The organism is Amycolatopsis sp. NBC_00348, from assembly GCF_036114655.1.
Taxonomy (GTDB): domain Bacteria; phylum Actinomycetota; class Actinomycetes; order Mycobacteriales; family Pseudonocardiaceae; genus Amycolatopsis.
The window spans coordinates 6,222,250-6,241,793 of record NZ_CP107994.1 but is presented as its reverse complement, the minus strand read 5'-3'; the positions used below and the strand labels follow the sequence as shown (position 1 = coordinate 6,241,793).

General features: G+C 70.6%; 13 protein-coding genes. 5 read left to right on the top strand and 8 right to left on the bottom strand.

Annotation, left to right across the window (positions count from 1 at the left end):
• Positions 1-94 precede the first annotated feature (94 nt).
• Entirely contained in the window at positions 95-652 is a 558-nt protein-coding gene (locus OHS58_RS26875) for an ester cyclase (RefSeq protein ID WP_328644408.1), read from the bottom strand.
• A 105-nt stretch (positions 653-757) separates the two neighbouring features.
• On the opposite strand from OHS58_RS26875, the gene OHS58_RS26870 reads away from it, so the two are divergent.
• Positions 758-1,381, top strand: a complete 624-nt coding sequence (locus OHS58_RS26870; protein ID WP_326943789.1) for a TetR/AcrR family transcriptional regulator — start codon at positions 758-760, stop codon at positions 1,379-1,381.
• 373 nt (positions 1,382-1,754) lie between these two features.
• On the opposite strand, the gene OHS58_RS26865 is transcribed toward OHS58_RS26870, so the two are convergent.
• On the bottom strand, positions 1,755-3,164 hold the full coding sequence (locus OHS58_RS26865) for a hypothetical protein (protein ID WP_328644407.1): 1,410 nt from the start codon (positions 3,162-3,164) through the stop codon (positions 1,755-1,757).
• Positions 3,165-3,424: 260 nt separating this feature from the next.
• Between OHS58_RS26865 and OHS58_RS26860 the strand changes: the two genes are divergently transcribed.
• Entirely contained in the window at positions 3,425-3,661 is a 237-nt protein-coding gene (locus tag OHS58_RS26860) for a hypothetical protein (protein WP_328644406.1), read from the top strand.
• 288 nt (positions 3,662-3,949) lie between these two features.
• Positions 3,950-4,447, top strand: a complete 498-nt coding sequence (locus OHS58_RS26855) for a hypothetical protein (RefSeq protein ID WP_328644405.1) — start codon at positions 3,950-3,952, stop codon at positions 4,445-4,447.
• Between the two features lie 260 nt (positions 4,448-4,707).
• Here the strand turns inward: OHS58_RS26855 and OHS58_RS26850 are convergent, their stop codons facing one another.
• From OHS58_RS26850 to OHS58_RS26840, 3 genes are read right to left on the bottom strand one after another with little or no spacing between them, the layout of a single operon-like run.
• On the bottom strand, positions 4,708-5,796 hold the full coding sequence (locus OHS58_RS26850; protein WP_328649864.1) for a Dyp-type peroxidase: 1,089 nt from the start codon (positions 5,794-5,796) through the stop codon (positions 4,708-4,710).
• Between the two features lie 5 nt (positions 5,797-5,801).
• The gene (locus OHS58_RS26845) at positions 5,802-6,458 is read right to left on the bottom strand and encodes a hypothetical protein (protein ID WP_247056338.1); all 657 of its coding nucleotides are present in this window, start codon (positions 6,456-6,458) and stop codon (positions 5,802-5,804) included.
• Positions 6,455-13,723, bottom strand: coding sequence for an RHS repeat-associated core domain-containing protein (locus tag OHS58_RS26840; protein ID WP_328644404.1), 7,269 nt, complete (start codon positions 13,721-13,723; stop codon positions 6,455-6,457). The genes OHS58_RS26845 and OHS58_RS26840 overlap by 4 nt, the downstream gene beginning before the upstream one ends.
• Before the next feature lie 184 nt (positions 13,724-13,907).
• On the opposite strand from OHS58_RS26840, the gene OHS58_RS26835 reads away from it, so the two are divergent.
• Complete coding sequence (locus OHS58_RS26835; RefSeq protein ID WP_247056333.1) at positions 13,908-14,693, top strand: AfsR/SARP family transcriptional regulator; 786 nt, start codon at positions 13,908-13,910, stop codon at positions 14,691-14,693.
• A 203-nt stretch (positions 14,694-14,896) separates the two neighbouring features.
• On the opposite strand, the gene OHS58_RS26830 is transcribed toward OHS58_RS26835, so the two are convergent.
• Both OHS58_RS26830 and OHS58_RS26825 read right to left on the bottom strand, forming a co-directional pair.
• Positions 14,897-16,579 (bottom strand): DUF4832 domain-containing protein, encoded by a 1,683-nt coding sequence (locus OHS58_RS26830; protein ID WP_328644403.1) that lies wholly within the window; start codon positions 16,577-16,579, stop codon positions 14,897-14,899.
• A gap of 208 nt (positions 16,580-16,787) precedes the next feature.
• Positions 16,788-17,201, bottom strand: a complete 414-nt coding sequence (locus tag OHS58_RS26825) for a winged helix-turn-helix transcriptional regulator (protein WP_328644402.1) — start codon at positions 17,199-17,201, stop codon at positions 16,788-16,790.
• Between the two features lie 106 nt (positions 17,202-17,307).
• On the opposite strand from OHS58_RS26825, the gene OHS58_RS26820 reads away from it, so the two are divergent.
• Complete coding sequence (locus OHS58_RS26820) at positions 17,308-18,141, top strand: enoyl-CoA hydratase/isomerase family protein (RefSeq protein ID WP_328644401.1); 834 nt, start codon at positions 17,308-17,310, stop codon at positions 18,139-18,141.
• A gap of 64 nt (positions 18,142-18,205) precedes the next feature.
• On the opposite strand, the gene OHS58_RS26815 is transcribed toward OHS58_RS26820, so the two are convergent.
• Positions 18,206-19,414 carry a L,D-transpeptidase gene (locus OHS58_RS26815; protein WP_328644400.1) on the bottom strand — a complete coding sequence of 403 codons (1,209 nt, stop codon included), beginning with the start codon at positions 19,412-19,414 and terminating at the stop codon, positions 18,206-18,208.
• Positions 19,415-19,544 lie beyond the last annotated feature (130 nt).

Below are 19,544 nucleotides of genomic sequence, written 5' to 3'. Positions count from 1 at the left end.
GAATCGGCTCACCGCAGGTGGGCGGTCATTTCCCGCGGCTTTCGAATATCGGGCGGCCCACCGCATTCGAACGCGCCGGGATCACGGGCGTTGCTCAGCCCAGCCGGCCGGCTTCCGCCGCGGCCCGGGCCACCGACTCCGCCGCGCGGCGGGACGAGCCGGTCAGCTTCCCGCGGGCCATCGCCAGGAGCACGGCCGGCTTCGGCGGGAACGCGCCGAGCTGGCTGAGCATGGTCAGGTCGTCCCGCACCGCCTCGTGATTCGTGACGCCGTCCGGGCCGACGCGCAGCACGTGGATCTGCTCGAAGTCCATGGCCCGGCCGGTGGCGGGCAGGATCTTGTCGGGCTTGCCGTCCCGGAAGCGGACGAACGGCCGGTTCTGCACCCCCTGCATCCGCAGCCGGACCCAGGCGACCCCGGCGTCGAAACCCGCGTCGAGCACCGGGAACCGCAGGTCGTCGAAGGCGGCGCGCATCCAGGCACCCGAGGCGAGCAGCGCGCCGGGCCCCGGCACCGAGCAGGCGGGCGGGGCGACCGCGGCCTCCCGGTTGACGAACGCCGGCGCGGCCACCGACCGCGCGAGATCGGGATCGCCGGTCACCAGGACCCGGAAGACGTCGATCGCGGACTGCAGCTCGGTGCTGGTGGTCACGGTTCCCTCCTCGGACCGGACCGCGCTGATCCGGCGTAGCCTCATCTAATGATAGTAATGCGTTCCAGTCAATGTGACGCATGACGGTGAAGTACGCTGAGTGACGTGACGCGCCCCTACAAGTCCGCCAGGCGGACGTCCGCGGCGGCGGAAACCCGCCGCGCCGTGCTCGCGGCCGCACTAGCCCTGTTCGAGGAGCGGGGCTACGTCGGGGCAACGCTGGCGGAGATCGCCACGCGCGCGGAGGTGGCGGTCAACACCGTCTACACGAGCGTCGGCGGCAAGCCGCAGCTGCTGATCGAGCTGATCCGCGAAGCCGCGAACAACGACCAGATCGACGATTCCCTGCGCAGGCTGAACACCGCCCGGTCCGGCCGAGAGGTCATCGCCGAAGTCGCGGAGGGCACCGCAACAGTCTTCCGCGACCGCGCATGGCTGCTGGGCGCGCTGTACGACAACGCGGGCACCGAGCCGCTGTTAACCGAGGCGGTGGAGAGCGCCGAAACGGCGTACGCCGACAGACTCGCCGAAGCAGCGTCCCGCATAGCTGCCCTGGGCGAACTCCGCGAGGGGGTCGACATCGCGACAGCGTCGGACATCCTCTGGTTCCACTTCGGTTTCCGCCCATGGCGAGACCTCCGAACACGAGGCTGGTCCTGGCAAAGAGCGACCACCTGGCTGACCACCCAGGCGGGCCACGCACTGCTCGCCGAGCCACCAGCTCAGTGAGCGTCGGTTCGCGAGCGACCACAGTGGACGGTCCGCGGCCGGACGGGAATTCCGAAACCATTTGACGCGTCAGTAGTACCTTGTGGCGCAAGAATTGGCTTCAGGTACTTCATCCCCGATCAGATCGCGTACTTCAACCAGTGGGGAACCTAGGACGGAATCCAGCCGGTGCCCGCGGAGTGCGGAGGTGGGGAGTTCTTCCCGTTGGCCAACGGTCCCGTGGCCAAGACGGCGACCGGTGACTCCGTCTTCTTCGTCTGGGACGAGACCTTCAACCCCGGGCTGCTACCGTCACGTCGTCGACTGGGTCACCTTCACCACCAAGTACCACTTCGACCGCGAATATCCACTACCGCGAGGAGGCCTTTGTGCTTCATGCGGGTCCTTCCTGCGGTTCGGGGATCGCTTCGAGTATCCTCCCTTCGCTCTTCAGGACGCGGAGCGCCATGACCGCTCCATCACCATCCATGGTTATGATTCCCGTCCAGTCCCGCTGTACCGCCGCCCAGCGCCTCCTGCACTCGGTGACCACCTCCGGCATTTTCTCCGCGTAGTCCCGGGCGCCGTCACCCGTCTTGAGGATCTCGTGCAGTTCTTTCGGCATCGCCGAGAAGACCTCGACTCGCTCACGTGCGAACCGGAAGACGTGGTCGGTACCGACGAATTCGATCCCGCCGAGTTCGACGCGAACGTCACATTCCGCGTTGACCGCCTGCGGAGAGTGATCGGCGCCCAGTCGCCGTTGCTGCCGCACGGTCAGGTACTTGTACGCGTTGTCACGATCGCCGACGAAAGTCAGGAGTGCTGCAGCGCTTGCGCGGACCAACACACGTGAAAACCACTCGAACCTGTCCGATGTGATGTGGAAACCGGGACGGCTCGAGGTCTGGCCCTGTGCATCGACGGTCTGGATGTCCGGGAAGAAGTTTTCCTCCTGCACCAGGCCGTACGGGTCGGGAGAGGGCTTGCCTGGTTCGGCGAGTACACCGCCGCCCACGGGATCGAGCAGGCGTATCTCGATCCCGCCTTCCGCGACGAAAGCTGTCGACATCAGCAGGCTCGGTAGCGGATCGGCACTGCCGCGCCCATCGCCGAGTGCGATCACTTGGACCCGCTCGGCCGAGGCCATCAGCTGATTGTGCTGCGCGCTGGGCTGGCCGTGTGACCCGCGTCCGTCGACCAGCGCGATGCGCAAGGGCTCACCGGCTTTCTTGCCAACGAGAAAATGCCCAGGTCTGCTCCGTCGTGAACCCTTCGCCTCCGCACCTTGACCCCGCAGTGCCCAGCCTGCGTCGAGTGCGAGGTCCACGTCGACGGGCTCGAATCGGTACCCGGAATGCCTTCGCTGCAAGATCTTCCGCGCCGCGGTCAGCGCGAACGCTGCACCGAGTTCCTGCGCTTGTACGCCCTTGCGGTGATACCTCGGGTCGTGTCCGTCGGGTGAGAGTGCCATCCGGCCGCCATGAGCTTCCAGCGTGGTGAGGTAACGCAAGCAGTTCCAATGCTGGGAGAGGCCGCGCGACGGGTTTTGCCCGGACAGCGTGGTCGCGCGGCCGAACGTCTGCAGCAACTCCCACGGCGTGATCGTGAAGCCGCTTAGGTGTTCGGCTGCAGGGACGGGCCCGAGGGCAGGTTTGCGCAGCACCTCCGGTTTTTCGTCTTCGGAACGCTTCTTGTCCTGTTTCGCGATGTAGCGGGCTACGGCTCCGGACAGCTCTGCGGTGGAGTGAATCGCCACATGAGAGCTCTGCAAGAGCTTTTCCAACGCGTCTCTGAGCTCCATGGTCTTCCCCGTCCCCTTGTGCGTTTGCAGTGATGCACCGCCTTCCAACTCACCGGATTTCCCGGAGTTTGTCTGCCGCCTGAAGGATGACGATCCGCGCAGGGCAGTTGACTGTACGTATGCCTTGTCCGGTGAACAGCGGCAACCGTCCGCTCGGCTGTTTCCACGCCACTCGTTCGGCCCAGCCGTGCTACCGATCCGAGTGTTCCCTGGTGAGACTGCAAATGCAGGTCCTGCCCTTACCCCCCCCCCGTGTGACCATGGGCATGGCACAGACCACTTCCGCCACTCGCGAACGTCAACAGGATCCGCTCGCCTTCCCCGGGAGCGAGAAGCTGGTGAAGCTCATCGGCGTGCCCTGCGAGCGGCCGCGGATGGGGGATCTGCCTTGGTCGCTGCGCCAGGTGAACGTCGAGTGGGAACCCGGGTACCAGGATCGGCAGGAACGCGCCGGGCGTCGTGGGCTGCCGATGGTTGATGCTCAGCTCGGCCGGTAGGCCGGCAACCTGGATCGGTGCCCGGGTGGCGGGCGGTGTGGTGCCGTCGCCGATGACGGTGAGGGGTGCCGGCTGAGGAACCCGACCCGGATGCCGCGGGTGTCAGGGTGCTGGGAGAGCGCGGTGTGTCAGTGGGCCGGGCCTGGGCGGGTCGCTGGCGCCGGCGCTGGCGACGTGGTGCTGTCAGTGAGGCCGCGAGCGGGACCTGGAATCGTTGCTTCACAACGAGACTATGACGAAGTAGTCGTACCGGACTGGCATGAGCGGCCTGTCGGCACACTTGGCCATATGCTGACCTCGCTGATCACAGGGCTTTTCGCGCTTGGGGGTGTGGCTCTTGGTGTGCTCCTTGAGCCCGTCAAAGCGGTTGCGGCCAGCCGAGTAAAACGCCGTCAAGACCGCACCGAACTATGTTCATCGTTTATCAGAACTGCAGCCGCGATGCGCTCACACGTCTTTGCCTTGAATGTGCGGCATCGTATGCAGGAGATCGGCGGAATCGAAGTCGACAGCAGTGAGGTTCGTAGCATCGAGGAGCAGTACTTCTCGCATCGCACCGAGCTGCGACAGCAACTTCTCCTGTTGCAGCTACACGGACCGGATGAGCTCGCTCCCCAGGCGGGGATCGTGCGCAATGCCGACCGCGCGCTCCGTGACGCACGGTTCGCGCTTGACGACGACAGCAAGTTCGATCGGCACGTCATGCCCAACGCGGTCAAGACCGCAGCATACGCATTCGAAGCGGAGATCGAAGTGTTTGCGATCCTGGGCCGTAAACTGATCTGACAAATTGACTAAAGTCGACTTCGGTCGAGTCGAGATCCGGCGCGCTCAAGGTGAGATCTTCCCTCGGCGACGGGGACGAATCGTCCTCGCTGGAGGCGGGTGGCTCGCGGCGCCGGCCGCGCGTGTGGTTCCGGGTCGTCCGGTGACCCTGCAGCACCTCGCCGCATGAACGAACGTCGGTTCTGCCCGTGTCACACCGCGATGGCTCAGGATCGGCGTTCGATCCCGGGGGCATTCCGGCCCAGGCCGGCTTCGCCGGGTTACGGTGCCTGAACGAGGGTGCGGCCGATGTAGTCGTCTGGGGCGGCTGTGGTGCCCGGTAGGACGAAGAAATACCCGCCGCCTACCGGGAGTACGTACTTGTCCAGGGCCTGGCCGGCCAGGCGGCGTTGCACCGTCGCGAAACCCGTCTCGACGTCGCGCTGGAAGCAGACGAATACGATTCCCTCGTCGCGGTCGGTGGTCGGGGTCGGGTTCGTGCGGAATGAGTAGCCGCGGCGCAGGATGCGGTTCGGCTCTGTCTCCGGGGTTCGCGGGTTCGCCCGCCGGATGTGGGAGTCCAGGGCGACCACTTGCCCGGACGGGTCGGCCGCGTAATCGAACGTGGCGTCCTCGCGGTCGTGGCCCAGTGGGGCGCCGTCCGTTTTGCGGCGGCCGATTACCGCCTCCTGGCGGGCTGTCGGTTCGGCGTCCCACAGTGCCGGTGAGAAGCGGATCCGGCGCACTACCTGGTAGGTGCCGCCCGCGGCCCAGGCCGGCTCGCCGTCGTCCGCCCAGACGAACCTCGCGGCGACGGCTGGGTCGCGCACGTCCGGATTGCCTTCGCCCTCGCGGAACCCGAACAGGTCCCGGGTCGCCGCGCGGCCGTCGGTGGTGGTCGTGTTCTCCTCGCGGAAGCCGTCGATCCGCCAGCGCGGGCGCAGCGCGCCGCCCACCGGTGCGAGCGCGCGGCGCAGGGCGGCGTCGGCGGTCCGTGCGTCGTGCGAAGCCACCTGCAGGAGCAGATCTCCGTGGCACAGCGCGGGATCCAGGACGTCGTTCGGGAACGCGGGCATCGCGCCCAGCCGCCGCGGTGCGCGCTTCGCCAGGCCGAACCGGCCGTCGAACAGCGACGCGCCGACCGCGATGGTGACCTCGGCGTCGGTCGCGCGCGTCCCGGGGGTCAGGGCCCGGAAGATCGCCTCCGGCGTTCCGGAAACCACGTCGAACGCGGCGAAGACGGCGGCCGCGGGCGGTGCCGTCACCACGCCCGGCTGGTGGGGGACCGGCGGCGCCGGGGCCGCAGGCGCGGGCGCGCAGGCCGCCACGCCGAGCAGGCCGGCGCCCGCCAGCACGGTTCGCCGCCGCACGCTGGTCAACAGCCCACGGCGGCTAGCACGTGCTCGTACCTCGGGCGCGACGGCGAGTCCGGTGGGTACGCGGTCGTCAGCAGCTCCTTCGCCCGCTCGGGCTCGCCCAGCACCAGGAACGCGGCCGCGACGACGACGGGTTCGGCGCCCCACTGGCCGTCATTGCCGCCGAGCCGGGTGATGACCTCGGCCTTCGGCTCGGCGAAGGCCCGCACCGTGCGCCGGGCGTCGAGGTGCGGCAGGACGCCGGTCCGCAGGTACCCCTCGATCGTCGGCACGTGGGCGGCCAGCTCGGCGGGCGTGCGGAAGGTGAGCACCGGCGGGTTGCGCACCAGCGTGCCCAGCAGCTCGCGCTGGACCAGGTCCGGCTTACCCCGGACGAAGGGCTCGCCCCGCAGCTCGGCGGCCTTCGCGCCCACCTCCGGCAGCAGCAGCGAGGTGAACAGCGTGAGCTGCACGGCGTCCTTGGCGTACCGCGGGCGCATCACCAGGTCGAAGTCGATCCGCTGCTTGCCGCCGTCGATCTTCCGCGTGTAGGCGATGCTCTTCGCCGGCCGCGTGAAGCCCTCGGCCCGCAACGGCTCGTCCAGCCGGGCCGCCAGCACCTCGCGGGTCCAGGCCGCCGCTGTCGCGCGGTCGAGGGGACCGCCGTCGCTCGTCATGGGACGTTCCACTGGTACACACCTACCACCTGCCGGCCCACATGCCTACCGACGCCGACGGCTTCCGCACCCGGTGTCGTGTTGAGCCAGGTGTCGAACGCCCGCTGCTCCGGGGTCAGCCGGGCCGTGCCGCTCTTGACCTCGATGCCGATGAGCCTGCCGTCGTCGGGCCGCACGATGGCGCCGTCGAAGATCCGGGTCTGGCCGTCGTTGCCGGTGACCGTCACCGGCTCGCGGATCACCTCGTAGCCCAGCTCTTCGAGCCGGTCCCAGACGTCCGCTTCCGCCTGCGAGCCCGGCCGCGCCCCGGTGGTGCCGACGAAGTGCCCGGCGTGGTCCCGGATCGAGCCGTCCGGGTACTGGAAGGTGCCGTCGCCGAGCGCGATGCGCCGCGGCTTCTCCGGGATGGCCGGCTTCGCCGACGTGCCCAGCGGGTCGACGAACGTCGTCGGGGCGTCGCCGACGTAGGCGTACAGGTTGGTGTCGCCGCCGCCGAAGCCCAGCGAATCCTGGCTGAGGAAGCGCTGGTCGGTGGTCGAGTAGTACCGCGAGCGGTACTGGTACAGGCCGTTGCCCTCGTCGTCCCGGCCGGTGAAGCGGGTCGGGTTGCCGCCGTCGTCGCCGGTCAGCGTGGTGGCCCCGAACGGCTGGTAGGTGTACTCGCCGGTGACCGTCCCCGCGCCGTCGGCGACGGCGATCGTGCTGCCGAGCCGGTCGGTGAGCAGCGAGCGGGTGGTGCCCCCGGACGTCCGGGCGAAGACCTCGTCGACACCGCCGGTGAGCAGGTTCGCGCTGGGCGTCCCGCCGGTGAGCTCCTGGACGACGTTGAGCCCGTCGAACAGGTACCCGGTGGTCACGCCGACGGTGGTCTTGCCGGTGCGGCGGCCGAGACCGTCGTAGGCGTAGGTGGTGCTCACCCCGGCCTTGGCCGACGACGCCAGCTGCCCGCGCGCGTCCCAGACGTAGCTCGTGGTGCCGTCCGAGGTGGGGTTCCCGTCGGCGTCGTAGGTCCGGGCGACCCCGGCCAGGCTGGTCAGCTGGTTCGCCGCGTCGTAGACGGCGGGCCCGTAGGCCGCCGGGACGTCGCCGCGGGCGTAGCTGCCGCCCGCCTGGGTCAGCCGGCCGGCCGGGTCGTAGGCGTAGGACAGGTCGCCCAGCGCCGTGCCCGCCTTGGCGTACCCGATCGCGGTGATCCGGTCGTCGGCGTCGTAGGTGTAGTTCTGCGCGATGCCGTCGGGCAGGGTGACCGCGCTCCGGCGCCCGGCGGCGTCGTAGCCGAGGGTCACCGTGTCGGTGCCGCGCTGGAGCTGGGTGAGCTGGCCGTCGGCGTCGTAGCCGTAGGTGATCTGCGGCTGGCCGGTGACGGTGAGGCCGGTGCGCTGGTCCGCCGCGTCGAAGGTGTAGTCGAGCTGCCCCTGCGGGCTCACCGCGCGGGTGATCCGGTCGAAGCCGTCGACGGTGAAGGTCGTGGTGCCGCCGGCCGAGTCGGTGATCGAGGTCGCCCGGTCGCCCGCGTCGTAGGCGTAGGCGATCTGGCTCTCGGCCGTGCTCCCGGAGACGCCGAACCGGGCCTGGGTCAGGCGGCCGAGCGAGTCGAACGCGTAGTCGCTCGCTTTGCCCCGGGCGGTGGTCAGGCCGGTCCGGTTCCCTTCGGTGTCGTAGGACGTCGTCGTGACGCGGTTGAGCGGGTCCGTCTCCGTGGTCGCCCGGTTGGCCGCGTCGTAGGTGTAGGCGGTGACGCCGCCGCGCGGGTCGGTCAGCTTGACCGGGTTCCCGTTGGCGTCGTACTCGTAGGCGGTCACCCGGCCCAGCGGGTCGGTGATCGACCGGACGCGGTCGTCGGCGTCGTAGGTCGCGCGGGTGACGGCCCCGGCCCGGTCGATCTGGGCGACCGGGCGGCCCGTGCCGTCGGTCACCCGGCGGGCGACGCGGCCGAGCGCGTCCGTCACCGTGACCGGGTCGCCGAGCAGGTAGCCGTAGCTCGTCGCGTGCGAGAGGGGATCGGTCACCTTCGTGACCCGGCCCTGCTCGTCGGTGTCCACAGTGGTCACCCGCGTCAGCGGGTCGGTGGTGGTCCGCGGGGCGCCGTTCGCGCCGTAGCCGAACGTGGTGACCCGCCCGAGCGGGTCGGTGGCCTGGCTCAGCTGGCCGAACGGCCCGGCGTAGGCGTAGGTCCGGGTGCGGGCGGCCGCGGTCCCGGCCAGCTCGGTGGTCCCGGTGACGTCGCCGAAGGCGTCGTAGGTCAGGTCCGTGCGCCGCCCGAGCGGGTCGGTCGTGCTGGTCACCAGGTTGGTGGCCGGGTCCCGCGCGATGGTCGTCGTGCGGGCGAGCGCGTCGCCGAACGCGGCGGTGTCGGACGTGCTGTAGCCCGCCGCGTTGAAGGTGACCCGGCGGACGGTGCCGCGCGGATCGGTCAGCTTGGTCTCCGTCACCTTGCCGGCGGAGTCGGTCAGGTAGGCGAACTGGTAGGTGCCGCCGCCGGCGACGGTCTGCTTGCTGACGCGGCCGTTGGTGTCGTAGAGGTTGGTCAGGTAGACGGTGCCGCGGGGGTCCTTCGCCGTCGCGAGCCGGCCCTGCCCGTCGTAGGTGTACGTCGTGACCGCGCCGGTGGCGTCGGTGAACGTCGAGAGCCGGCCGCTCGCGTCGTAGGTGTAGCCGACCGCGCGGCCCGTGTTGTCCTCGGCGCGGGTGATCCGGTTCGCCGTGTCGTGCGCGAAGCTGATCCAGCGCCCGTTGGGCGAGGTGACCTGGGTGATCGGGCCCTTCGCCCGGACGTGCCCGTCGGTGTCGGCCTGCGCCGGCCCGCGGGTGATCGTCACGGTGTTGCCGAAGCGGTCCCGGATCGCCTGCAGCGGCGCCTCTTCGCCGAACACCAGCGTGGTGCCGTCGCGCAGCCGGAGGTCGAAGCCGTTGCCGTTCCAGGCCAGCACCGAGCCGGCGTACTTCGTCGGCGTCGGGTCGGCGGCGAACGCGGCCGTCAGGTAGTCGGTCGGCCCGGTGCCGCCGGGGGTGATCCGGTGGTACTTGACCTTCGCGCCGTCGGGCAGGATCAGCTGCCCGTCGATCCACTGCTGCTGGGCGTAGAGGTAGACGTCGTAGTCCGAGCCGGTGCCGACGCCGAACGTGCGGCGCCCGGTGTCGGCCTGCTGGTAGGTGCGGGTGACGCCGATCGGCAGCGTGTCGGACACCGTGAGGTCGGTGTGGGTGTCGCTGAGCAGGCCGCTGCCCAGGTCGACGGGATCGCCGCCGACGGTGTCGCCGCCGGGGGCCGGCGCGGCGTCCGGCGGGGCGTCGACGCCCGGCTCGATGAGCATCGCGCCGGTGAACTGGTAGACCTCGGTGCCGGGATCGGGCACGACCTGCTTGCCGTCCGCGGTCACCTTGCCGTGCCCGTAGACGAACCAGCCGCGCCCGGCCGGGTCGTAGTGCCAGAAGTCCATCGTCGCGCCGGGCGGGGCGTGCGGGTAGTTCGGGTAGATCACCCGCGCGCCGGTCGGGAAGACGTAGGAGCTGCCGGGCTGCACGGTGAAGTACGTCGGCACGTTCGACTTCGGCAGCGGGAACGGCGGCCGGTCCACCGGGATGGCCGTGATGCCGAGTTCGGTGACGACCTTGCCGGCGCTGTCGCGCACGACGGCGCCCTTCGGCAGCCGCACCTCCAGCCCGGGGATGGCCGGGGTCGTGACGACCACTTCGGCCGGTGCCGGCGACGCGAACCGCACCACGTGCTTCGTGTCGAGCGCGGTCATCCAGATCGGGTACGGCAGCACGGTGGTCCGCCCGGCGACGAGGTCGACGCCGTCGTCGTAGAGCCCGAACCGCCGGTCCGGGGTGCTCGCGCTCGCCCCGTCGATCCGCAGCACGCCGTGGCCGGGGGTGACGCCCTCGAGCAGGAACCGGCCCTGCGCGTCGCTCACCCCGCGGGCCGCGCCGACGGACAGGGTGACGCCGGCCAGCGGGTGGCCGTCCAGGGTGCGCACCCGGCCGGACACCGCGGTCGAGCCCGGCTTCCCTTGCAGCGCCGGGGTTTCGTCCCCGGTCACCGGGGGCAGGTGGGTGGTCCAGTCGGCGCCCGACAGGTTGCGCGCGTCGGGGACCCAGGAGGCGCCGGCGGCCGGGCTGGTCTGCGTGCCGGTGTCGGGCCGCTCCGCCCTCGGCCGGTTCGCGGGCTTGCCGCCCTCGGCCAGGGCGCGCGGGACACCGGGCAACGGCGGCGCCGCCGTCGCGCGCGGGGCGGACGGCTGCGTGACGAGCGGCTGCAGCGCGGCCCGCGTGACGAGCTTGAGGGTGTCCGATCCGGTGTAGGAGTAGGGACTGACGACGATCTCGTAGGTGCCGGTGACCGGCAGCGTCGCGATCGGCACCGACGCGGCGCCGGCGTGCTGGGTCAGCACCGTGCCGTCCGGCTTGCGCACCTCGACGTACGGGTAGTAGGGCAGCGTGGTGCTGGTGGAGTTGAGCGAGAGGTTCTGGCCCGCGGTCCCCGCGTACGTCAGCCGGACGCTCTGCCCGGCACGGCTCATCGTCACGGTTTTCGCGGTGTTGAAGGCGATCGCGCCGCCGTCGAGCTGCTGCGACAGCGTCGCCGAAACCGAGCCGGTCGCGTTCGCCCCCGGCGCGAGGATCAGCCGGTACGTCCCGGCCGCGCCGACCTTGGTGTCGACGGCGCCGCTCTTGTAGACGAGGATGTCCGCGCTCTCGACGCCGTTCGCGTCGACCACGCGGGCGCGGAAGTAGCCGGCCGCGGGGAAGGTCCAGTTGGTGAACCCGATCGACAGCCGCTGGTTCGCCGTCGCGGTGAAGGACGTTTCGACGTACTTGCCCGCCTGCGCGACGGTCATCGTCTTCGCGGCCCCGCCGACGGTCGCGGTGCCGGCGTCGGTCCGTTCGGCCAGGGTCAGTTGCGCCGTACCGGTTTCGGCGAACGGGTACACCACGATCTGGTAGGTGCCCGCGGCCGGCAGCGGCCCGAGGTCGACCTGCGTGGCGGTGATCGTCCCGTTCCGCAGCAGCCCGCCGTCCGGCCGGATGACCATGACGCCCAGGTAGTAGGTGAAGCCGTAGGACGGGAAAGCCAGGCTGAGCCGCTGGTTCGCGGTCCCGGTGAAGCTCAGCCGGGTGGTCTGGCCGGGCCGGGTCGCCGAAACCGTCTTCGGGGTGCCGACGGCGATGGTGCCGCCCGCGGTTTCCGCGGACAGCGTCACGGCGGCGGAACCGGCGCCGGACCCGTCCGGGGTGAGCAGCAGGCGGTACGCGCCGGAAGCCCCGGGCACGAACCAGAACGTGCTGAGCGAGCCGACGTCGTAGGCCGCCTCGACCTCTCCCGTCGGCTTGATCACCTGCGCGAGGACCGTCCCGGGCAGCGTCCAGTTCGTGAAGGCGAGCGACAGCCCGCTGCCGGCCGTGGCGGTGAAGGCGAGCGACGCCGTCTGCCCCGACTGCGGGAGGTTCACGGTGACGGCCGGGCCGGTGGTGGTGAGGGTGCCCGCGTCCTGCCGGGTGGTCAGCAGCAGCGTCGCGGACCCGGTGGTGGACTGCGGGCTCACCGTGATCAGGTAGCCGCCGTCGACCGGCAGCGCGGGGAAGTCCGCGTGGTAGCCGGACGGGCCCGCGTAGAGCGCCGAGCCGTCCGGCTTGGTGACCGTGAGGTAGGGGAAGTAGCCGAAGGTGTACTGGTCGAAGTCGAGGCTGAGCTGCTGGCCGGCGACCCCCGCGTAGGTCAGCCGGGCGTCCTGGCCGGGCCGGGAGATGGCGAGGTTCTTTGGTGCGCCGAGGGTGATCGCGCCCGCTTCGAGGGCCGGGGACGCGGTGACCGTCAGCGAGCCGGTGGTGGCGTCCGTCGAGCCGACCACCAGCGTGTAGGTGCCGGTCTGGCTCGGGACGAAGTCGTAGTCGCCGCCGCCGTCGGACTTGAGCAGGCCGCGCGTGGAGCCCTGCGCGTTCCACAGCAGCGGGGTGCCGTTGGGTTCCTTGACCGACAGCGTGAGCTGGGTGCTCGCGGCGAAGGTCGACCCGCTGAACCCGACGCCGATGTGCTGGCCCGCGGTCACCGGCAGCGTCAGCTCCGCCTGCTGCCCCGCCCGGGCGAGGGCCACGGTGACCCCGGCGCCGGCGGGGTCGAGCGTGCCGGTGACGCGGCTGGACAGCGTCGCGGTCACCGAGCCGGTGCCGGCCGCGTTGGGGTCGACGACCACCTGGTAGACGCCGCTGCTGGGTAGCGGCGGCAGCTCGTAACCGCCGTAGAGGTACGTGCTCAGGCGCGGCGCGTCGTAGTCGTTGCGGGCGAAGGGCGCGCCGTAGGGCGTGAAGACGGCGACCGAGTACTCGGTGGTGATCGTCGAGCCGGTGAGCCCGAGGCTCAGCCGCTGGCCCTTCGTGCCGGCGAACCGCAGCAGCGCGACCTTGCCCGACGCGGCCACGGACACCGTGGCCGCGGTGCCGTCGACCGCCAGGGTCGCCGCGGACCCGACGTCGGCGACGGCGTAACCCCTTGGCACGACGACGAAGTCGGTGCCCGACACCGCGGCGGTGCCACCGGGCGTCGCGACGGTGATCCGGCCGGAGGTGGCCGCGTCCGGGACGGTCACGGTGAGGCTGGTGGCCGTGGCCGCGGTGACGCGGGCGCGGGTGAGGCCGAACGTCACGGTGTCGTCGGCCGCGACGGGGGCGAACCCGGTGCCGGTCAAGGTGACCGTCGTGCCGGCGACGCCGGTCGCGGGGCTGAAGCCGGTGACCGCCGGGGCGGCGGTGGCCGCGTCGACGGTGAAGGACTGCTGGCTGGTCGCGGTGCCCGCGGTGGTCGTCACCGTGACGGGGCCGGTGACCGCGCCCGTGGGCACGGTCACCTCGAGGGAGGTGGCGCTCGCCGTCGTGACGGTGGCGGCCTTCCCGCCGAACTTGACGGTGTTCGCGCCGGCCGTGGCGGCGAACCCGGTACCGGCGACGGTGACCTTCGCGCCGGCGGCGGCTCGCGCGGGGACGAAGCTCGAGACCGACAGCGCCGAAGCGACGGTGCGGTCGATCGAGGTGACGTTGCCCGAATCGTCGTAGTTGTACCGCGCGGCGGCGCCCGAACCCGTGCTCTGGGAAACACCCTTCACGCGGCCGGCCGCGTCGTAGGCGTAGTTCGTCGGGGTCGAGGGCAGCGCCGCGGCCTTCGCCGTGGCGGCGGCCGGCTCGGCGCCCGCCGGGTGCGTGAACCCGGCGATCTGGCCCGCGATGAGCAGGGCGGCCGCGAACGCGGCGAATCTGGACGACCTGGCCATGAGCTCTAGTCCCCTCGTGCCGCATCCGGTCGGGGAAAGCATGCGCCGGGCCGTGCCCAGATCTTGCCCAGATTCCGCCCAGGCCCGGCACTGTGACGCCGGACCGCGTTTCCCGAACTGCCGTTGTGCGTTGAGGTACCGGCGTAGCACTATGCGTAACGAGGGGGAAGACTAGGGGGACTCGATGCGATTCGACCTGCTCGGACCGCTGGAGGCGCGAAGAAACGGGCGGACCGCGGAGCTGGGCGGGCCGCGGCAGCGTGCCGTGTTCGCCGCTTTGCTGGTTCGTGCGAACAAACTCGCCAGCGTCGACTACCTGGCCGAAGCCGTCTGGGACACCCCGCCGGCCAGCCCGGAGTCGAACCTCCGCACGTACGTCGCCGGCCTGCGCCGCTGCCTCCGCGAAGCGGGTGACGTGGAGGACCGGTTGCTCACCCGCGCGGGTGGTTATCTCCTGCGCGTCGAGCCCGGCGAACGCGACCTGGACCTGTTCGACCGCTACGCGTCGGCGGCCGAGGCGGCCGCCCGGCTCCACCGGTATTCGGACGCGCTGGAGTACTACCAGCAGGCGTCGGCGTTGTGGCGCGGCCGCGCGGGCGAAGGCCTGCGGGTGGGGGCGTTGCTGCACGCCGAACTGCTGGCACTGGAGGACCGCCGGACCACGCTGGCCGAGCGCCAAGCCCAGGTGCACGCGGAACTGGGCGAACACGACCAAGCGGCGTCGGAGCTACGGGAGCTCGCGGCACGGAACCCGCTGAGGGAAAGCCTGTGGGCACAGGCGATGCGGGCCCTGGCGCACGCGGGCCGCCGGGCCGAAGCGCTGGAGGCGTACCTGCAGATCCGCCGCCACCTGGTGGAAACCCTGGGAGTGGAGCCGGGAGCGGTCCTGCGCGAACTGCACCAGCGCATCCTCCGCGGCGACTTCCCGGGCGACGCGGTCTTCACGGCCCACACCCGAATCTTCGGCTGAGGTTCTTCAGGCCCGGCAATGGGTCAACGCGACGTACACGGCCGCGGTCGGCTATCAGCGGTGCGAAGTCCGACAACCAGAACTACAACTGGACGCCGGTCTGGCACATCGACCCCTGCTGAGCCGCAGCGTCGCCTTGCGCGCGGCCTCGACCCGGCCGCGCGCAAGCCCGACGGCACCGCCGCATCGGCGCCGCGGCGACGCTACGACACGGTCACCGAGGACCGGAGGTCGTTGAACCCGGTCGCCGCGTCCCACAGGCCCGTGTTGGCCGTCCGGATGGAGTACTCGGGCCGGGTGGGCAGCAGGGGATCGGCCAGTTCCAGCAGCAGCGCGTACGTGCCGGGGGCCAGCGAAGACGGCACCGTCACGGTTTGCGCCACGGTCTGCGCGCCGGGCAGCCAGGTGCGGGGGTCGGCGGCGAGCGGGATCCGCGTCACCGCCCCGGTGGCGGTGTTGCGCAGCACCAAAGCCACGCTGCGGGGATTGGTCGCCGCCGCGTAGCCGTCGTTGGTGAGCCCGAGCCGGATCGCGAGGCCCGACCCGCGCACGGCGGTGGCCGGGAAGGTGCCGTCGCGCAACGTGAACCGGTAGCCGAGGCGGTTGGTCACGTCCGCGAGGCAGCCCTGTGCGGCCCACGACTGCAGGACCGCCTGCTGGTAGTCGGTGTTGAGGAACGTCCAGTGGAACCGCGACAGCTCACCCGTGGCCGTGGGGCAGTCCGAACGGGGCGGGTTCAGCGCGCACGTCTCGCCGCCCATCGGCACCGTCCGGGTCTCGCCCTCCAGGTACGGGTACTCCACGGACGGGTTCTCGTAGGTGCCGAAGTCGTCCGCGCTGGCCAGGAAACAGTCGTTGTGGTGGCCCAGCCGCGTGTTGCCGCCCGCGTAGAGGGTGCGCTTGATCTTCGGCGTCCGCAGCTGCACGGCCCGCGTGGCGGGCAGAACGCTCAGCAGCTTGTCCACGACGGCCTTGCGGTTCGCCCAGTCCGCCGACGTGATCGCGCCCGCGTTGCCGAAGTTCTGCGTGTAATACCACTCGCCCCACGCACCGATGAACCCCGCCTGCACCACGTCGATGACGTCCGCGTTCGCCTTGAGGTACGGCGCGAGCTGGTCCAGGTGCCCGAGCACGCGGTCCTTCGGCGCGTCGTCTCCGGCGTCCGACGCCGTGTAGGCGAAGCGCAGCACCAGTTTCACCCCCGCCGCGCGGGCCGCGGCGAACTGCCGGCCCAGCCGGTCCAACGCGCTCTGGGCGATCGGCGTGGTCTTGTACTCGGCGAGGTAGAAGATGCACATCACCAGCGTGATGCCCTGCGAGACCCGGTACTGGCGCAGCGTGTCGGCGGAGAAGTCGGCCTTGTCGCAGTCCTGGGTGTGGTGGTAGAGCCCGCGTTCCGGGTTGGCGATGAGGTCGGCCGAGGGCTGGTAGACCGGACCGCTCGCCCCTCCGGTGTAGGTGTACGTGATCTTGGCGGAGGTCTCCACCGGGGCTTCGACCTGGAACACCGCGTCGGCGTCGTTCGGGCTCGCCGATTCGCCGATGTCGGCCCGGTCCACCGTCCAGTGGGCGATCCCGCCCGAGGACGTGAACGGCACCGGCTTCACCGGCGTCCACGCCCATCCGCCGCCCGCGTGCCGGTAGAGGGATCCGTTCTCCAGCAGGAAGTCCGCGCCGACCGCACCCTGGGCGAACCCCGTGCCGGTGTTCCGGTCCACGTCGAGGTAGACCCGCGCGAACGCGGGCGCGCCGGTGTACCCCATCTGGTAGGTGACGGTGGTGGCGGTGCTGGTCACCGTCGGGCCGGTGATCGCGGCGGCGGCGGGAACGGCCGCGACGCCGGTGAGGACCACGGCCATCACGAGGGCTCGTACGATCTTCGGCACGCGCTTCTCCGTTCCCGCCCGCGGAGCGACTGCCGTCACCCAGCGGAAGACGTCTTCGGTGGAGCCGACCACAGTGATCGAACGTTAGACGCGCACGCCGCAGGGGTCAATATCCGGGGTCAGGATGCGGACCACACGGTCAATCGATCATTTCCCGCCCGTTCGTGAATGAGTGAAGCTCACGTGAGAAAGCGCTTTCACAATTGGTTCACGGCGTGGACCTCGAATCGGCGCCGTGGTCGTAGGCCTGCTGGGCTTGCTGGATCTGCGGGCTGTGTTCGACCGTCCAGGAGTAGAGGTGACCGAACGGCTCGCGCAGTGACTCGCCGAGCGGGGTCAGGGAGTACTCGACGCCGACCGGCGAGGTCGGCAGCACGGTGCGGCGGATCATCCCGTTGCGTTCCAGGCGGCGCAACGACTGGGTGAGCACCCGCTGGGTGACCCCCTCCAGCCGGCGCATCAGCTCGTTGAACCGCGTCGGCCGCTCCAGTACTGCCATGATCATCATCGACCACTTGTCCGCGATCTGGTCGAGGATCGGCCGGCTGGGGCAGTCCGAGCGGAACACGACCCGGCCGCCGGTGGCGTCCGCGGCCGCGCCGAGCAGGTAGGTATCCCTCATGATCCCTGGTTCTCCCAAAGTGCGTTCTTGATCTTCACCGTCGTGCTGACCAGCATGGGTATGCATCGCAAACCTACAGGCCGATCAGTAACGCGAGGGATCCGTGATGACCGAACAGCCCTACTCGACCCTGCACGTGAGCACCGATCGCGGGGTCGCCCGCGTCGTGCTGCACAACCCGCCGGTGAACGTGCTCGGCGCGACGATGATGCGGGAGCTGCGCACGCTGCTCGACGGGCTCCGCGACGACCCGTCGGTCCGGGTCATCGTCTTCGCCGGCGCCGACCCCGAGTTCTTCCTCGCCCACGTCGACATGCTGATCCTGGAGGACGCCGACGCCCTCGACGAACTCGCCGAGGCGGCACCGGCGGGGGTCAACGTGTTCCAGGCCGTCGGCGAGCTGCTGCGTCACCAGCCCCAGGTGACGATCGTCGAGCTCGCGGGCAAGGCCCGCGGCGGTGGCGCGGAGTTCGTCGCGGCCGCGGACATGGCCTTCGCCGCGGCCGAGACGGCCGGGCTCGGTCAGATCGAGGCGCTCATGGGCATCGTTCCGGGTGGCGGCGGCACGCAGTACCTGCGTGAGCGGGTCGGGCGCAACCGCGCCCTGGAGATCGTCCTGGCCGCCGACCTGTTCGACGCCGAGACCGCCGCGGCCTACGGCTGGATCAACCGGGCCGTGCCGGCGGCCGAGCTGCGCGGGTTCGTCGACCGGGTCGCCCGCAACATCGCCGCGCTGCCCGACGGCGTCATCGCCGCGGTGAAGCAGGCTTTGCCCGCCGACGACCTCACCGCCGGGTACCTGCGTGAGCACGACGCGTGGGCGTCTCAGGTCGAATCGCCCGCCGTGCAGAAGCTGATGGCCGCGGCGTTGCCGAACGGGGTTCAGACACGTGAGGGTGAGCGCGACCTCGAAACGCTGATGCGCACCATCGCCCGCTGAGCGTCAAGGAATCGACCGTCGACGTCGGTCCCGTGCGTGTGAGGGGAAACGCGAATCGCCGTTCTCAGCCGTGCAGGGCGCTCCCGGCCTGCCAGGCGCTCCAGCTGATCGCCCAGTCGCCGTGGCCGTTGTTGATCGACAGCTGCGGGCCGCCCGAGTTGGTGACCTCGACGACGTCGCCGGCGTTGAAGTTGTCGAAGAACCACTTGGCGTTCTCGGTGTTCATGTTGAGGCAGCCGTTCGAGACGTTGTCGCTGCCCTGCACCCCGACCGTCTTCAGGTTCTCGTGCAGGTACTCGCCGTCGTTGGAGATCCGGACGTCCCAGTTCTCCGGCGCCTTGTAGTAGCCGGGGTCGCCCTCACACACGCCGTAGCTGCAGGAGTCCATGATCGTGTGGTCCACCTTCGACAGCACGGTGTGCGTGCCGTTGAACGTCGGCGTCGGGCCCCGCGGCGGGGTGTCGACGGTCTTGCCCATGCTGATCGGCGCGGTCTTCACCAGCTGACCGTTGTGGAACGCCTTCATCTGGTGCGTCTTGCCGTCCGCCTTGGCGACCCAGGAGTCGTGCACCTTGTAGCTGGCCGAGACGTCCTGGCCGCCGTACACGCCGCCCCCGATCGGCATCCCGAAGGTCGTGGTCTCGAGCTTCACCGTCGAGCCGGCCTTCCAGTACTCCTTCGGCCGGAAGTGCACCTCGCGCTTGCTCACCCAGTACCAGCCGCCACCCTGGGCGGGCGAGGACGTCACCTTGAAGGACTTCTCCACCGCGGCCTTGTCGGCGATGTCGTGGTCGAACTTCAACCCGATGACCAAGCCGACGCCGATGTCACCCGACGCCGGCTGGAACAGCGAGGCGGTGGCGACCCCGGACGGCTTGAGGGTGTGCACTTCCCCGCGTTGCTCGGTCGCCGCACCGGCCTGGTTCACCGCGGTGGCGACCGCTTGGTAGGTGGCCCCGTACCGCAGGTTGTCCGCGCTGGTCCAGGTCGTCTTGTCCGGCGACAGGTCACCCTTGACGGCGTTGCCGGTCTGCGGGTTCGTGACCGTGACCGCCTGCAACGTGCCACCCGACGCCCTGACCACGATCGGGTCCTTCGGGCTCAGCTGGTCGCCGCCCTCGAACGCCACCGTCGCGGCCGGCATCCCGGGCACCGTCGCCGTCCCGGCCACTCCGACCGCTCCGACTGCCTGCGCAGTCCCGCCGGTCTCGTTCTGTCCACTACACGCGGCCAACAGCAGGGTCACCAGGCCGAGCCCGGCGATGCGGATCACTCTCACGGTCCATCAGACGTTCGACCCCGCGCCAAGTTGCGTCACGATCCGGTCACTCGTGGACGAGTTGCCGCCGGTCGTCCGAGCCGCTCGCAGCCTCGCCGGTTCCGTACCTGTCGTCGGCGTCCGG

Coding starts and splice junctions, on each gene's coding strand:
- OHS58_RS26865 (WP_328644407.1), bottom strand. CDS start 3,164: ATGGAGCTCAGAGACGCGTTGGAAAAGCTCTTGCAGAGCTCTCATGTG.
- OHS58_RS26860 (WP_328644406.1), top strand. CDS start 3,425: ATGGGCATGGCACAGACCACTTCCGCCACTCGCGAACGTCAACAGGAT.
- OHS58_RS26855 (WP_328644405.1), top strand. CDS start 3,950: ATGCTGACCTCGCTGATCACAGGGCTTTTCGCGCTTGGGGGTGTGGCT.
- OHS58_RS26845 (WP_247056338.1), bottom strand. CDS start 6,458: ATGACGAGCGACGGCGGTCCCCTCGACCGCGCGACAGCGGCGGCCTGG.
- OHS58_RS26840 (WP_328644404.1), bottom strand. CDS start 13,723: ATGGCCAGGTCGTCCAGATTCGCCGCGTTCGCGGCCGCCCTGCTCATC.
- OHS58_RS26835 (WP_247056333.1), top strand. CDS start 13,908: ATGCGATTCGACCTGCTCGGACCGCTGGAGGCGCGAAGAAACGGGCGG.
- OHS58_RS26825 (WP_328644402.1), bottom strand. CDS start 17,201: ATGAGGGATACCTACCTGCTCGGCGCGGCCGCGGACGCCACCGGCGGC.
- OHS58_RS26820 (WP_328644401.1), top strand. CDS start 17,308: ATGACCGAACAGCCCTACTCGACCCTGCACGTGAGCACCGATCGCGGG.